Here is a 15,711-nt window from a genome sequence, read left to right as displayed (position 1 = left end):
CTCCTGATTCCGCCGGTTGTTAATGATCGGGTCATGACAATCGGTTCATGAGAACCGAGCGAAGTCGGACAGAGAGGGGGCGGGGAGGTGGAGCCCCCGCCCGTCCGGGGGCGGGGCTTCGACCGGACGGGCGGGGGAGCGCTTACGCCGTGGTGCAGGCGGCGTCGTTCAGGCGGAAGCCGTCCGGTTCCGCGAACGTCCCGCCGTGCGTGCCCTGGAAGCCGAACGACAGGCTGCCGCCGGGAGCGATCCGGGCGTTGTGGGCCACACCGGTGGCCGTGACCGCGCCCGAGGACGGGGTGACCGAGGCGTTCCAGGCGTTGGTGATCCGCTGGCCGGAGGGCAGGGTGAAGGCGAGCCGCCAGCCGTCGACGGGCGCCGTTGCGGTGTTGGTGACGGTGACGTCCGCGGTGAAGCCGTTCTGCCAGACGTTCGTGCCGTACGACACCTCGCACGCCGCCTCGCCCGGCTCGCCGGGGTCGGGGTCGGGGCCGGGTCCGGTGCCGGTCTGCACCGTGGAGGAGAAGGAGTTCACGGCCAGGCCCGCGCCGTTCTGCCAGGGCTCGAAGCCCGCCTGGACGCTCGTCAGGTACCAGTCGTTCCCGGCGAGACCGCGCGCGACGGTCGCCCGGACGAAGTCCATGACGTCGAAGCTCCAGCTGCTGATCGCCGACGGGGCCACGAAGGACAGCACGTCGTTGGATCCGTTGCCGCCGCTCCACACCTCCCAGGTCCGGCCACCCACGGTGGCCGTGCCGACCGGGGAGCCGATGGGCTGGATCGGGCCCACCCGGTTGAACCAGATCATGATCTCGGTCTGGTTGACGCCGTCGGTCCGGGGCGTCGGGTCCAGCCATATGTCGTAGGAGGCGTTGTAGACGGCGTCGCCGACGAAGCCGTACGAGATGCTGGACGGCGCGCTGGACACGGTGTTCAGCCGGGCGGGCAGGCTGGTGCCCGGCGAACAGGTGGTGTAGTGGCAGCCGTTGAAGACCGACGGGTACGACTTCGGTGCCCCGTTGGTCGGCACCGAGCCGTCGGCCTGGGCGACCCGGAAGCCGCTGTCGGTCGCGGTGACGCACTGGGTGGCGCTGGAGCCCCAGCGGTTGTTCTGGACGACGTACCGTCCCTGGATCGTCGTCGTTCCGAAGGGTTCGCATATCGTCGTGTCCGCCTGGGCCGGCGGCGCCGCGGCCACCAGGGCCGCGACGGCCGCGAAGGTCGCGAGCGTCGCGATCAGGGCCGACAAGAGGCCGCGTAAGGAGCGGACTTGGGGCGGTGGCGTTCGCATGGGGGGGGGGCCTCTCCGGGAGAGTGCGGGGGGGAAGGGGCCGGAGCGGGAGCGCTCCCAACTCCCCACTGATGGGAGCGCTCCCAACTACCGGTTGACTGGGGACTGTAGGAGCGGTTCATGTTCCTGACAAGACTGTGCGCAACGGAGCCGTCGCACGAATCCCGAAGCCCCAGGTGGGAGCCGGGTCCCTGACGGGAGCGCTCCCGACGACGGCCTCGGTCAGGCGGAGTCCCGGAGTACCAGCTCGGTACGGAGGATGACGTGCCGCCAGGCGACGGGCGACTCCTCCATCTCCTCCAGCAGCAGCCGCACCATGGTGCGGCCGATCTCCTCCAGCGGCTGGCGGACCGTCGTCAGCGGCGGGTCCGTGGGCCGGGCCGGCTGGAAGTCGTCGAAGCCGATCACCGCCACGTCCTGGGGCACCCGCCGCCCCGCGGCGCGCAGCGCGCCGAGTGCCCCGGCGGCCAGGGTGTCCGAGGCGGCGAAGACCGCGTCCAGCTCCGGATGACGGCCGATCAGGTCGGTCATCGCCCGGCGCCCGCTCTCCTCCGTGAAGTCGGCGCCCTCGACGACCAGCGAGGGGTCCGGCGTCACCCCGGCCAGCTCCAGAGCCTCCCGGTATCCGCGCAGCCTGCACTGGGCGACGTACATGTCCAGCGGTCCGCTGATGGCACCGATCGCGCTCCGGCCCCCGTCCAGCAGATACGTGACCGCGCCGCGCGCACCCCCGGCGTTGTCGGCGTCGACGTAGGTGACACTCTCGTCGCCGGAACGCCGCCCGAGCATCACGGTGGGCAGCCCCGCCTTGGCCAGCATGTCCGGCAGCGGATCCGCGGCGTGCACGGACATCAGCAGCACACCGTCGACCCGCCCGCCCCGCGCGTACTCCACGAATCGCCGGCGCTCGGTGTCGGTACGGACCAGGGTGAGCAGCAGCTGCACCGGTGTGTCGGTCAGGGCGTCGCCGACGGCATGCACGATCTCCGTGAAGAACGGCTCCGCGAACAGCCGCCAGTCCGTCTCCGTCATCACCAGCGCGACGGCGTCCGCACGGTGCCCCGCCAGCGAGCGGGCCGCGAGATTCGGGACGTACCCCAGCTCCGCGATGGCCCGCTGCACGGCGCGGCGCGTCGAGTCCCGCACGCCGGCCGCGTTGTTGATGACCCTTGAGACGGTGCCCCGCCCCACGCCGGCGAGGGCGGCCACCTCCTCCAGCGTCGGCGTACCGGGACGCTGTCTGCCCATGTCCGCCCGCCTTCCCCCACGAGATCATCCGATACTACGGCGACCCGCGCCGCTCAGCGGGCGGATCGTGCGGGTGGCGCCGCTGGCCCACTACCTCACGGCGGCCCGGGGTGCGGGGTCGTCCGGCCGGGTGGGGTCCGCCGCGGTCTGCGGTGGAGCCCCAGTGGGGACCGCCGTGGGGTCTGCGGTGGGGTCCGTGGTGAAGTCCGCGGTGGGGTCCGCGCCCCACGCGGCGGCGCACAGGGCGCGGTCGAGTGACTCCGTGTAGACGGCGGCGCCGAGCCAGGCGCGGACGAACCGGCCTGTGTCGGCCGGGAGCAGCCGGCCGAAGGGGTCGCGTGCGCGGTCCGCCGCGGTGGTGTGCAGCTCGGCGAGCAACTCACCCGCGGTGCCCAGGCCGTACCGCCGCAACCGTGCGACCTCGGCGGCCCGGTCGCCGGGGAACGCCAGCACGCGGCGCCCTCCGGAAACGGCCTGCATGACCCGGCGTCGCAGCAGGTGGACCGGGGCGTCGTCGATGGCGGGCGGGGGCTCGTGGGGCGGGGTGTCGTGTGGTGGCGGGGGCTGGGGTGACGGCTCGTGCGACGGCCGTGCCTGTTGGAGCGGCACGGTGGGCAGGTCGGCGCGGCGGAGGCGGTCCAGGCCGAGATCGACGCGTCCGCCGGGATCGTTGGGATGGCTCACGGCCAGCAGCGTGGCGCGGGGGAGCGGGCCAGGGGTGAGCCGGGCGACGACGCGCAGCCGGGCGCCCGGCACGGAGGCGAGGAGGCGCAGGTTCTCGCGGTGGGGCAGCGCCGGATGGTCGTGTGCGGCGGCGAGCCGGAGCCGGAGCCCGCCGCAGTCCGCGACCAGGCACTCACCCGCCGCCTCACGGACGGTGCCGACGAGCGTGACGTCGAGGAAGAGCAGGTCACGGTCTTCCCGCGCCTCCCCTCCGGCCCGGTCGTCCCTCAGGGCGCGGGAGATCTGCTCCGGCACCGGTACCGCCCACAGGCGGTCCAGGGGTCCGGCGTCCCAGTCGACGCCGGACGCGCGCACGGCCCGTACGCCCGCGCCCGCGCCGAGGCGGCCCGCCGGGGAGACGGTCGCCCCGGACACGGCGAGTCCCGCGCGGGAGAGTTCACGGTGCGTCAGTGCCGTGTCGCCGAGGCGCACGGCACGGTCCGCCGCACCCGTGGCCCGCTCGGCGCCGCCCGGCGCCACGTCCGAGACCGTGTAGAGGCGGCCCGCAGCGTCGGCGGTCCAGGTGACGGCGCCCGCGTATCCGGTCGCGGAGAGGACCGGCTCGGCGAAGACCCCGTACAGGCGCAGGGAGCCGTCCGGGCTGTACGGCTGCCGTACGCTGCCGCGCAGCTCGGCGAGTTCGGGACCGGTGGCGTCGGGGAGGCGGTGCGCCAGCACCAGGACGTCACGCAGGGCCGCCGTGAGGTCGGTGAGTCGGTAGTCGGGGTCGCCGCCGCGCGCCGCCCGCAACGCCGTGACCACGGCGACGGCCCGGCCCGCGGCCCTGGGCAGCCCCGCGAGCCGCGCGGTGTGCGCCGCCCGCAGCAACTCCGCCTGAAGCACGGCACCGGCTCCGTCGGTACCGGCCTCCAGCACCGCGGCCGCCGCGTCGTGCAGGGCGGCCGAGGCGGTGCGCTGGGCCGGGGTGGCCGCTTCCGGAGGGGCGGAGGGCTCAGTGGGGGGTGCGGGCTCCTGGAGGTCCGTCGCGGGGGGTGCCGTGGCGGGCGGGGCCGTGGGGTCGGCGACCGGGGCAGCGGAGGCGACGGCGGCCCGGTGCAGGCAGTCGGGCGCGAGCAGGCACCCGCAGCGGATCCCCTCGGCACTGGTCACGACCCCGTCGGGGGCGTGCAGTTCGAGGTCGGTGTCGTCGTCCAGGGCGATCCGCACCATGTCGCCCTCCCGGGCCACCGGCCGTGCCGCCACCTTCGCGACACCCGCGTCGAGCCGCTTGCGCAGCCTGGGCGTCAGTGCCGCGACGAGCTGGGCCGTCACCGAGGGGGCGACCCCCGGAAGGTGCGCGTTCATCCGATTTTCTCCCCTACCCAGCCGGCGAGTTCGAGAGGGCTGAGGGCGGCGACCGGCATGCCCGCCGCGACGAGCTGCCCGGCGACCGCGGTCGAGTACCGGGGCCGGCCGGTGTCGTCGAGGCTCGCACAGCCCAGGACGTGGCACCCGCTCCCGGCCAGGGCGCGGACCTCGGCGAGCAGGCCGCCCACGGGATAGCCCTCCTCGAAGTCGCTGATGACCACCACGAGTGTGCGAGACGGCACGGTGACCAGTTCGCGGGCGTGCCGCAGCCCCGCGGCGATGTGGGTACCGCCGCCCACGCTCACCTCGAGCAGCAGGGACAGCGGGTCGTGGACGTGGTCCGTGAGGTCCATGACCTCTGTGGAGAAGGCCAGGAAATGCGTGGACAGTGTGGGTACTCCGGCCAGTACCGACGCGGTGAGGGCGGCCCAGACCGTGGACGCCTCCATCGACCCCGACACGTCCGTCACGAGGATCAGCCGCCAGTCGGCGGCCCTTCTGGCCCGGGTACGGAAGACGGGGTGTTCCGGAACGACCAGCACCTTGCCGTCCGGTCCACGGCGTGCGGAGGCCAGGTTGGCCCGCAGGGTGCGGGGCAGGTCGAGGCCGCCTCCCGGACGGCGGCTGGGCCGCGGCAGGACGGCGCCGTGCAGCGCGGGGCGCAGCCGCGTGGCCAACTGCCTGGTCAACGCCTCCACCAGACGCCGGACGAGTGGCCGCAGCGCGGCCAGCCGTGCCTCGGGCAGACCACCCGCGTGCCGCAGGACCGTGCGCAGCAGGTCGACGGACGGTCGCACACTGTCCGGGTCGAGCTCGGCCAGGACGTCCGGTCGGCCCGCCGCGGCGGCCGCCGCCAGCACCTCCTCGCGGACACCCGGGCCGAACAGCGCCCTCAGCTCCTCCGACCATTCCCGCACGCTCGGGTAGGAGGCTTCCCGGCCGCCACCGCCGCCGTCCCGCCCGGGGCCGTTCAGCTCACCCCGGCTGCCCTCGCCCCGCCCGCTGCCGTACAACTCGTCGAGCGCGGTGGCCGGTGCGCCGGCCGACGGGGGCAACTGGTCGGTGCGGCGGCCGAGTACGAGCCGCCAGCGGTCGACGGGGGCGAGGTGCTGAAGCGCGGTGTCGTAGGGCTCGTCCGTTGCGGAAGCTGCTGAGGGATCCGTTGGATGAGGGGGCGGGGTCGTGGGTCGGATCGAGGGCGGCGTGGGGGCGGGGTCGTGGGTCGGTGTCGCGGGCGGCGTGGGGGTGGAGGTGTGGGTCGGTGCCGCGGGCGGTGCTGAGCGCTGAGGGGAGGGCGGAGCTGAAGGCTGAGAAGAGGGCCGTACTGAGGGCTCAGGAGAGGGCGGTGCCGGTTCCGCGGGCCGGGTGGGCGAGGGCAGTAGGCCGAGGCCGCCCAGCGTGGCCCGCGCCGTGAGGTCCGCGCGGGTCCACACGGCCAGGGCGGCGGGGTCCACGCGACCCAGGTCGGCCAAGTGGGCCCGCTGCGCCCGGTCGGCCGCACCGCCGATGCCCAGGCGCTCCTCCACGGCCGAGAGAAGCCGGTCGCGGGCGGCCGGGCTCAGCGTGTCGAAGCCGCCGCGCAAGGCCGGCAGCCGGTGCAGGAAGTCCCGGTCGGACAGCCCGGACACCCGGTCGAGCAGCGGCTCCAGTGCCGGTGCCGCGGACTCCAGCAGTGGGCCCGCGGCCGTGAGCAGACCCGTGAGCCGCGCGGTGAGCGCGGAGCGGGACTCGCGGTCGGTCGCCGTGTCGACCCAGGCGGCGACGCGGCGGCCGAGGACGTCGGGGTCCTCGTGCCCCAGCAGGACCCGCACCGCCCCGGCGGCGCCACGCATCAGGGGCGATCCCTCCCGCGCGAGCCGGGCCAGGGCGTCGGTCAGGCGTACACCGCCGAGGACGTCGGCCCGGTGCGCGAGTTCCAGCAGCGCGTGCGCGTCCGCCGGGTCCTCGGCACCGGCGAGACCCTCCACCTGGCGCACCGCGGCCGCGGTGAGAACGTCGGCCACGGCATCGGCCCGCACCGCACGGTCCTTGTCGAGGCCGAGCCCCGCGACGTGCCCCGCGCGCAAACGGTCCAGCAGGCCCAGCCCGGTGAGGAGTTCGGGCAGCGTGGCCGAGGCGGGCAGCACGTCGGCGGCCTCCGCCAGACGGGCGTCCGTCAGCTCGGGCAGGCCGCACTCCGCCGCCTGCCGAAGTCCGTCCAGCGTCTGCGCCGCCATGGGACCGCCCTCGTCGCGCTCCGTCCGCCGGCGCTCGCGCAGGACACCCTCGGCGGCCTGAGCGGGCGTGACGCCGTGCACACCGACCGCGGACAGCACGGCCTCGGTCGCCGGGGTCCAGCGCACCTCCCACCGCGTCGTCAACGCCTCGGCGCCGCCCGCACCGACCACGCCCCTCAGCTCGCCGTACGGCACCCCGCACACCGTCAGGCGCCGCAGCAGCAGGTCGCGGTCACGGTCGAGGCCGGAACGCAGGGGGTCCAGCCGCAGCTCCTTGGCCGTCGCGTTCGGTGCACTCGTCCCACCCCTTGCTCCAGGGGTGGTCCCGTCGGGCCTCGGGCCGGGCAGTCCCAGTCTCGTCAGCTCGGTCTCGACCGCCGGAGCGAGTCCGCTGCGCGGCGCGCCCGGCGCGGGACGGCCGCCGCGGTCGCCGACCAGGACGCGCTCCATCGCGCGGGCGACGGCCCGCCCCCTGCCGTACGGCTCGCCCTGCGCGAGCACCGTCTGGATCGCCTCGACCAGCTCGCCCCGGCCGGCCGCGGGCAGCCCCCGCAACCGGGCCAGGTCCGAGGCCAGCCTCGTGATCTCGCGCGCGTCCGCGGGCCCCGACGGATGCCCGAGGCCGCGCAGCTCCGCACACACCCGTACCGCCGCGCGCGTCAGCGCCTCCTCCAAGGCGTCCGGGTCGCCCGCCGCCCGCACCACCAGATGCTGCCACTCGGGGTCCCGGATGCCCGCCGGGTACCCGGACCGTTCGTCCAGGAGTGCGTAGGTGTACGGGATCAGGGAGGTGGTCCACTCGGACGGCTCGGCGTCGCCGCGAGCACCCGGCACGGCACCGGCCGCATCGGCCACCTCGGCGGCACCGGCCGCCTCGGCCGCATTGTCCGGGGACAGCAGCGCCGGGGCGTGGAAGGCGCCGACGACCACGGCGGCCCGCGCGCCGTCGACGGTGGCGGCGGCCAGACGGGACCGCATCCAGCCCTCCCGCCGCAGATCCAGTTCGGGCACCCCTCCCGAGGACACGGCCTCCTCGCGCAGGGCCCACCCCGTGAGGAGCGCGGCGCGGCGCAGCGCCTCCGGCTCGGATCCCGGAGCGGTGGCCTCGACGAGACGGTCCCACAGGTCCTCACCGGGGCGGCCGGTGAGCCGGGCCCGGAGGGCGGTGGTGAGCCCTGAGCTGGGGGCCTCCGGCGCCGTGGGCGAGGCGGGCGCGCCCGGCCGCCTCCCCGCACGCCACGCGCGGTCGGCCAGCGGCAGGTCGCACGCGACGACCGGGACACCGCGCCGGGCGGCCCAGCGCACGGCGGCCAGTTCGGGGGAGAAGTCGGCGAACGGATAGAAGGCCGGCCCCCCTCCCTCCCGCGGACCGGCGGCGGCGAGGGCCACCGGAGCCCTAGTCTCCTCGTGTCCCAGCCACGGCAGCCACTCCTGCATTTCGGCGGGCAGCTCGACCAGGAGCACGTCCGGCGCGGCCGCGTCCAGCAGCGCGGGCACGGCCGCGGCCAGCGACGGCGCGTGGTGCCGTACGCCGATGAGGTAGGGCGCGGCCGGGTCGGTGAGCGCGGCCACCCCTTCGTCCGGGGACGGCGGGGGAGAGAGCGGGGCGGGCGACGCGGAGCGCGGGACGGGCGGAGAGACGGACACGGGTGTCAGCCCTCCAGAACCGTGCGCAGGTCCCACAGGGTGCGCCAGGTGGCCGAACCCTGCTCCGCGCGGCGCCGGACCGGACCGTCCCAGTAGCCGCGCAGCCGGGCCGCGTCGGCCGGGTCGTCCTTGCGGACCACGCCGAGGAGGTGCCCCGGGAGCAGCCCGAGTACGTCCCGGTCCCCGGGGAAGTAGGCCGCCGCCAACCCGAGCGCGCCCGCGACGGACACGGCCTCGGCGGTGCTCATCACGGTGGACGGCCGCTCGACCTCCCAGCCCTCCGCCGAACGCCCCTCACGCAGGTCACGGAAGGCGACGACAAGCGCCTCCAGGACGGCCTCGTCCACCTGGAAGGGCGCTCCGGCACGCTCGACCGAGGCCCGCGCCTGACTGCGGACCAGTGCCGTCTCGGCGTCGAGGTCCGGAATGGGGCCGACCGTCTCGAAGTTGAACCGGCGTTTGAGGGCCGCCGACATCTCGGAGACTCCCTTGTCCCGCAGGTTGGCGGTGGCGATCAGGTTGAAACCGGGCGCGGCGTGCGCCAGGGCGTCGTCCGTGCCCGAGAGTTCCGGGACGGCGATGCGCCGTTCGGAGAGCAGGGAGACCAGGGCGTCCTGCACCTCCGGCAGGCAGCGGGTCACCTCCTCGACCCGGGCGATGCCGCCCCGGGCCATGGCGGTCAGGACGGGGGAGGGGACGAGGGCCGTGCGGCTGGGGCCCTGGGCCAGCAGCAGGGCGTAGTTCCAGCCGTACTTGAGCTGGTCCTCGGTCGTACCGGCCGTGCCCTGCACGACCAGCCCGCTCGTGCCGCAGACGGCCGCCGACAGCAACTCGGACAGCATGGACTTGGCGGTACCGGGCTCGCCCACCAGCAGCAGGCCGCGCTCCCCGGCGAGCGTGACGACGCACCGCTCCACCAGCGCCCGGTCGCCGACGAACTTGCCCTCCACGACCATCCGGCGGGGTACGCCCACGGGTGCCCGGGCGTCGTCGGGCAGCCGCAGGGCGCGGTCGTCGCTGCCCATGACGAAGGTGACCACGGCCCGGGGCGTGAGCCGCCAGGCGGGAGGGCGCGGGCCGTCGTCGTAGGCGGCGAGGAAGGCCAGCTCGGTGGCGTACCGGTCCTCGGGCGGGACGATCTGGCGGGTGGTGTCGGGGGAGAGGGTGGCGGTCATCGAGGGATCTTCCGGTGGGCTCGGACGGAGGGCGTGGAGCGGTCGCGTGGCGGGCGCGGGCACGCCGCCCCTGCGGGTGCGGGTGCGGGCGGGGATGCGGGTGCGGGTGCCTGGCCGGGCGGGTGCACGGTCGTCATCGGCGGCGGCCCTTCCGCGTGGCGCGGGTGGTGAGTTCCTGGTAGGCGGGCGCGTCCTGTGCCCGCACCCGGTCCCAGGCACGTGCGAACAACTCGGGTACCGGGAAAGGCGGAACGGCGCGCAGCCCTTCGCGGACCGGGTAGAGACCCTCCTTCCACGTCTCCACCGGCAGGGCGGGCGCCTTGAGGTCGCGCCAGCCGCACGGCAGGAAGAGGGAACGGCCGGCCCGGGAACGCTTGGCCTCGACCACCAGCTCCGTGGCGGCGAGTTCGGCCCGGGCCTTCTTCATCCGGGCGGGCCGCCACCCGGTCCACCGGGCGCAGTTGCGGTCCGTCGGGTCGGGCAGCGCGAGCAGTTGCAGGTACAGCGCCGCCGCGTCCTCGCTCAGGCCGTGCTCCGACGCGACCTCCGCCACGAGCGCGGGCACGCTCACCGTGGGGTCCTGCGCGGGCCCGGCGGGCCCCGCGGGGTCCTGACCGGCGGCCAGGGCACGGGCGAGTTCCTCACCCAGGACGGACCGCAAGGCCCGCATGCCGGAACCGCGTGCGGCACCCACCAGCCCTTCCAGCAGCCTGAACACGGCGTCGTCCGGCCCGGTGAGGCCCGCCGGACGCACCAGCACGGTCTCGTTGTCGCCGTGCCAGGGGCGCAGGACGAGAGCCTCGCCGACCCGCACCGTCCCGTCCGCGTCGGCGCCCCCGGTGGTGGGCAGACCGTAGGCCTTCCGCAGCTCGGCGGCGGTGGTGCCGCCCTTCTCCGTCCACCCGACGTCCAGGTCGAGCAGCAGACCCGGGTCGGCGAGGCGGCGGCGCAGCGCGGCCAGGCCCTCCGGCAGGGCAGCGCGCAGGGGATGGCCGTAGGGCAGGGCGTAGGCGAGTGACGTGAGGGTGGCGACCGCGCCGGTCAGAGCGTGGCGTCCGGGCACGGCGGCGGGGTCCTCCGCGACGAGCCGGCCGTCGTGGTCGGGGCGCTGGACCGTGGTACGGCTGAGCCACGCGGTGCGAGCCGGGTTGAGGACCGCCTCCGCGGACCCGGTCGGCAGACCGTCGAGCGCGGGAGCCAGGTCCTCGGGCACACGGACGAGAGAACCGAGGCGCGCGGCCCACGTCCGGCCCGCGGCACCCGTGTCCGGCCCCGTCGTCCACAGCTCGGCCGGGTCGTCGGGCAGCAGAGCGCCGACGAGCGCGGCCCGCTCCGTGGCGGGGAGCGTGTTCAGCATGGCATTGCCCGCGTCCAGCTGACGGGACTTGAGCCCCACCGCGGCCAGGGTCTCGGCGTCGAGCTGCTCCGGCTGTCCGGCGAGGAGGACCGTGGCCTGGAGCGGTCCCACCCCGCCCTGCGCCGACGCGGCGAGTGCGGTGGGCGCCTCCGGCTGCCAGGGCGCGGCCCCCTTGTCCCGGACCAACCGGGTGACGGCGGCGAGTGTGCCGGCGGGAAGGCCCGGGGTGTGCCGCGTCTCGCGCTCCAGCGTGAAGTGGGCGACGGCCCCGAACACGCCCGTCGGATCGTGGTCGAGCGCCAGCCAGTTGACCCGCTCACGCCCGTAGTCGATGTTCTGGCAGCCGAGGACGACCACGGTCCGGCCGTCCCGGCGCAGTACCTGCCCGGCCCGCTCCCGCTGGCTGCGCTTGTCCTGCGGCTCGCTCAGGACGATCTCCCGCAGTCCGTGCCCGGGTGCGGCGAGCGGCCCTTCGCCCAGGGCCTCGAACAGCAGGAGCAGCGCCTGCCTTTCGGCCGCGGGGACGGTGGGCGCCGCGGCCCGGTAGGCCAGCGGCCGCACCACGGTCAGCAGGGACGGCCACACCAGGCCGATGCCCGGTACGGTGTGCTCGTCGCTGTGCCAGCCGTCGCCGAGGGCGTCCAGACGGGTGCGGTCGGGCAACTGCCTGCCGTCGGCGGGACGTCCCGAGAGGACGTGGTTCACGGCGCGGATCTGGCGCAGTGCCGTCCACTGGTGGTCGCCGCCCCAGACCCCCCACATGTGGGCCAGACCGCGGGTGGCCGTGCGCAGGGTGTGGTCGTCGCCGTGCTCGGGGCGGTAGTCCGCGAACATGCCCTCGGTCCGCTTCCGTTCCCGCTTCGGCTGCTCGGCGGGCGGCGTCACGAACCTGTCGACCGTGTCGGCGATCTGGAGCGTCGTGCGGACCAGGGCCGTCACACCGGCCAGGATCCGCCGGTCCGTGAGGCCGGGCAGAGACCGGGAGACGGTCTGCCGCACGACCTCCTCGGCGGACGGCACGGTGGGCTTGACCGCGGTGGCGCCGCCGTCCGGCCCGTCGCCCTCGCCCGCGGCCTTCACCAGCGCCTGCCGGTCGGCGAGTGCGCGCGCCGCCTCGCTCAGTACCTGGGCGGCCTGTTCGTCGGTGCAGGTCCGCAGTACCGCCGACGCGCTCTCGTCCCGGGGGCGCAGGGCGTGCCAGAAGGCGACCGGCGGCACCAGCGGGGTGCCGGCGGCGAACTCACCGCCGCGCTCGTGCGGTGTCACCCGGCCGAGTTCACCGGCCCGCGTACCGTCGTCCTGCGCGAACAGCGTGATCTGGCGTCGGGTCCGGGCGACGACGGGGGCGGCGCCGGGCAGCCGCAGCGCACCGAGCGGGACGAGACGTTCGCCGTGCCGGGCGGCGGTGAGCGTGACGGTGCGGCCGTCGGGTGTCCCCGTGGTCGTGCGCGCCTCGTCGGCCTCGTCCTCGGCACGCACCCAGCGGCCGAGCACGGCGCCGTCGGTGCCGAACGGACTCTGCTCCAGGCCGGGTCGCAGGGGCAGCACCTCGCACCGGCCCTGCAACAGCGTCGCGCCGTCCCGGATGCCGGAGCGCAGGAAGGCGGGCAGGGACGCGCGCCCGTGCGAGCCCGTCGCCGGGTCGTACTCCAGCCACACGTGCTGCCGCCCGTGCCGGCCCTGTCGCCAGTACGAGGTGCCGTCCCCGATCACCGGACGGGTGGTGGGCAGGACGGTGTCGCCGGCGTGCAGGGTGCGACCGCCGGTGGCCCGGCCCCCGTCGGGCAGCGGGATGGACGGGGCGACCGCGTCGTCGTTGCGCCACCAGTGCGAGATCCGCTCACCGGTGAGTGTGACCACCTCGGACGGCCGGTTGGACCAGTAGCCGCGCTGCTTGCCGTCGTGCCACCACACCACCAGCAGCTCGCCGTCGCTGTAGCGGAACTGCGGGCGCTGCCAGCGGTCCAGGTCGGCCGGGAGGCGCACGTCGTGTTCGAGGAGAACCGCGTCCGGGCCCACCACGACCGCCTTGTGCCCGCGGCTGAGGATCAGGCAGGGCCACGCCTCGTTCACGATGAGCGAGTTGTCGCGGTCCTTGCTCCGGCGGGTCTCGGTGTCGAGGATCCGCAGGGCTTCTTCGAGGGCGGGCCAGCCGAGTTCGTCGAGGATGCCGGCCCGCAGGGTGCGGGCGAGCAGCGGGGCCGTCTCGTAGGCGGCGGCTCGGGCGACGGCTGCCGGGTTGACCCGGGGCGCGACCGGCCGGAAGGGGCTCAGCCGGTGCAGCGCCTCGCGGGCGCCGGGCAGTCCCCTCGCGTCGGCCAGCTGCCCGACCGCGCCGTCCAGCCACTCCCGCAGTACGTCGCGGAGTACGGGGTGGTCGGCGAGGTGCTCCAGTACCGAGCCCGACTGCCGGTACTGGCTCGTGGCACCGACGGCCCTCAGCAGGAGGGGCCGCAGCCGGGCGTCCGCCGCCAGGGCCGCCAGATCGCGTCGCTCGGGATCGGTGTCGCGCACCCAGCGGTCCAGCCCGAGGTGGACCTCGGTGCCGGGATCCGGCAGCGCGAGAGGGATGTCCAACGCCACGCACAGGTCCAGCAGGCCGATGTCGGCACCCACCTGCCGACGGCCGGTGAAGAGGTCGACGGTCCGCCCGTCGGCCCTGAGCCGGGCCGCCATCCGGGAGACGAGAGCCAGTGTGGCGGGGGAGCTGTCGCACGTCGTGGCCCCGTGCTTACGGTGGGCGGCCCAACGGCCGAGCCAGTCCGCGGCGTCGACGGCGACCGTCGTGTCCTCCCCGGTGAGCAGCCGGTCGGCGCCGCACTCGGTCAGCAGCGCCAGCCAGAACTCGTCGCTCTTGGCACCGCGATCGAGCCCGGCCGGCATGATCTCCAGCAACCGCTCACGGACGGCCGGCCGCCGCTCGGCCAGGACGGTCAGCGTCGCCCGGTAGGCGGTCCAGAACGAGGCGGGCGCCCGGACCGCGGCGGGCGAGGCGACCAGGTCGGCGACGAGATCGCCCTCCGTCTCCACCTTGGGCAGTCCGGCGGCCTTGATCAGCACACGCGCGTCCTGCGGGAGGGACGCGTACGGCGGCATGCCGGCCGCACAGCGCTCCACCGCCAACTGCCGGAACTGGGCCCACGCCTCGCCGGCGTCCAGCCGGTCGGCGAGATCCCTCACATGCTGCTTCAGCGCCTTGACCGTCAGCGCCCCGGCGAAGGCGAACTCCAGGAAGACAGCCCGCTGCCGGTCCTCGTCGACGGTGAGCGCGTGCACCCGCTCGGCGTCACGGGCCTTGCCGAAGAAAGCCGCGGCGTACGTGGTGTTGTCGTACTGGAGGAAGATCCGCGCGGCCTGCTCGTAGAAGGTGGGCAGGAAGTGCGGCACGGCCCGGCCGAGCCGTTCACCGAGCTCCTCGAAGCCCTCCTTGGCGGTGCCGGGGCGGGACTTGGCCTGGCGTGCGAGCCGCTCGACGTCCTTGACCAGGGCGAGCGCGTGGTGGCCGTTGGCCGGGTCGTGGACCAGCGCCCAGGCGGGGAAGCCCAGGGTCTCCCGCCTGATCTGCCCGACCTCCTCGGTCTCCCCGTCCCGCACGAGTCCGAGGAAGTCCAGGGCGAGGTCCTCCGCCTCACCGAGGGTGCCGGGCACGAGCCGGACGACGCTGCGGTCGCCGAGCGCGGCATGGCTGTACGTGCGCACGGTGAGGGTGTCGGCGTCCTCCCGCCCCGTACTGCCCGGCGGCAGGAGCGCCCCGGCGTCGAGCAGGGCGGCGACGGTGGCGTCGTCGGGGGCGGTGCCCTCACCCGCGGCGTTGCTCCCACCTGCGGCGGTGCCCCCGCGTGCGGTGGTGCGGGCGTCGGCCGCCCCGGTGGCGTTCACGGTGTTCACGCGGCGCGCTCCTCGTCCTCGATGTCGCGGCCCGCGTACAGCGCGGCGGCCATGCGCATGCCCTCCGACCAGGCCACCGGCCCGATCCGGCCCAGCCTCAGCTCGCGTCCCGCGGCGTCGGCCCAGGTCAGCGGGCCCGTCTCGGTCTCCTCGTAGCTGTCGTAGTCGCCGACCCACACCCGGGCCTCCACGCTCCGGCCGTCCTCCCAGGCGGAGCAGACGGCGTATCCGCCGCGCACGCGGTGGCCGAGCTGGGTGACCCGCCCGTGCAGGAAGCGCAGTTCCTTGAACGTGCCGCCCGCGTACTCCTCGACGGACGTGGCGTCGGCGTCCAGCGCCGCGGGGCGGTGCCACACCTCGCGGAAGAGCTGCTGGGCCCGCTGCTCCACGCCGAGTTCGACGGCGAACTCCCGCAGATCCTCCAGGTCTTCGAGGAGCACGGGGTGCGGCAGGTGGACGAGGGAGGGAGAGATGCGCACCGTGTCCCCGTCGAGGTCGACGAGGCCGAGACCGCGCTCGGGGTCGGCGTCCCGCAGGAAGCCCGCGACCTCGCCGTCGGCGCCGGTGACGACGAGATCGCGCAGCGCGGACCGCCAGGCGGGGTCGGCCCACACCCGGGTGAGAACGTCGAGGGGGACGGGCAGTGACCGCACCATCCACCGCTCGACGTCGGTGAGGCACTGGCGTTCGTGCCGATCCAGCCACTCGACGAGCTGCCGCAGCCCGACCACGGCCGGATCGTCCGCGAGCTTCGCCGGGACCGACTTCAGCCATCGCCCCGCCGCGTTGCGGCAGACCACCTTCCCGTCGTCCAGGGCGACCTCGTAGTCCCCGGCCGTCACCCACCCCATGAGTGCC

Annotated in this window: 7 protein-coding genes; all 7 read right to left on the bottom strand. The window is 75.3% G+C overall.

From position 1 onward, the window contains the following. Nucleotides 1-142 precede the first annotated feature (142 nt). The 7 genes from ACZ67M_RS25520 to ACZ67M_RS25490 all read right to left on the bottom strand — a co-directional run bounded on the left by ACZ67M_RS25520 (nucleotide 143) and on the right by ACZ67M_RS25490 (nucleotide 15,704). Nucleotides 143-1,291: a glycoside hydrolase family 12 protein gene (locus ACZ67M_RS25520; RefSeq protein WP_469852883.1), complete on the bottom strand. Its 1,149-nt coding sequence runs from the start codon at nucleotides 1,289-1,291 to the stop codon at nucleotides 143-145. A 222-nt stretch (nucleotides 1,292-1,513) separates the two neighbouring features. Further along, nucleotides 1,514-2,539: a LacI family DNA-binding transcriptional regulator gene (locus ACZ67M_RS25515; RefSeq protein ID WP_385795203.1), complete on the bottom strand. Its 1,026-nt coding sequence runs from the start codon at nucleotides 2,537-2,539 to the stop codon at nucleotides 1,514-1,516. Nucleotides 2,540-2,629: 90 nt separating this feature from the next. Continuing rightward, nucleotides 2,630-4,567, bottom strand: coding sequence for a hypothetical protein (locus ACZ67M_RS25510; RefSeq protein WP_469852881.1), 1,938 nt, complete (start codon nucleotides 4,565-4,567; stop codon nucleotides 2,630-2,632). Continuing rightward, complete coding sequence (locus ACZ67M_RS25505) at nucleotides 4,564-8,433, bottom strand: vWA domain-containing protein (protein WP_469852879.1); 3,870 nt, start codon at nucleotides 8,431-8,433, stop codon at nucleotides 4,564-4,566. Before ACZ67M_RS25505 ends, ACZ67M_RS25510 begins: the two co-directional genes overlap by 4 nt. Nucleotides 8,434-8,438: 5 nt before the next feature. Further along, nucleotides 8,439-9,608, bottom strand: a complete 1,170-nt coding sequence (locus ACZ67M_RS25500) for an ATP-binding protein (RefSeq protein WP_385795194.1) — start codon at nucleotides 9,606-9,608, stop codon at nucleotides 8,439-8,441. Nucleotides 9,609-9,741: 133 nt separating this feature from the next. Further along, complete coding sequence (locus ACZ67M_RS25495; RefSeq protein ID WP_469852877.1) at nucleotides 9,742-14,853, bottom strand: hypothetical protein; 5,112 nt, start codon at nucleotides 14,851-14,853, stop codon at nucleotides 9,742-9,744. After that, the gene (locus ACZ67M_RS25490) at nucleotides 14,850-15,704 is read right to left on the bottom strand and encodes a DUF4132 domain-containing protein (RefSeq protein WP_469852876.1); all 855 of its coding nucleotides are present in this window, start codon (nucleotides 15,702-15,704) and stop codon (nucleotides 14,850-14,852) included. The genes ACZ67M_RS25495 and ACZ67M_RS25490 overlap by 4 nt, the downstream gene beginning before the upstream one ends. Between the last annotated feature and the right edge of the window lie 7 nt (nucleotides 15,705-15,711).

The organism is Streptomyces sp. NPDC107500, assembly GCF_055582785.1.
This window is presented reverse-complemented; position numbering and strand designations above follow the sequence as displayed.

Bases quoted from the DNA above. Each gene is read 5' to 3' on its own strand.
- ACZ67M_RS25520 (WP_469852883.1), bottom strand. From the start codon at position 1,291: ATGCGAACGCCACCGCCCCAAGTCCGCTCCTTACGCGGCCTCTTGTCG.
- ACZ67M_RS25515 (WP_385795203.1), bottom strand. From the start codon at position 2,539: ATGGGCAGACAGCGTCCCGGTACGCCGACGCTGGAGGAGGTGGCCGCC.
- ACZ67M_RS25510 (WP_469852881.1), bottom strand. From the start codon at position 4,567: ATGAACGCGCACCTTCCGGGGGTCGCCCCCTCGGTGACGGCCCAGCTC.
- ACZ67M_RS25500 (WP_385795194.1), bottom strand. From the start codon at position 9,608: ATGACCGCCACCCTCTCCCCCGACACCACCCGCCAGATCGTCCCGCCC.
- ACZ67M_RS25490 (WP_469852876.1), bottom strand. From the start codon at position 15,704: ATGGGGTGGGTGACGGCCGGGGACTACGAGGTCGCCCTGGACGACGGG.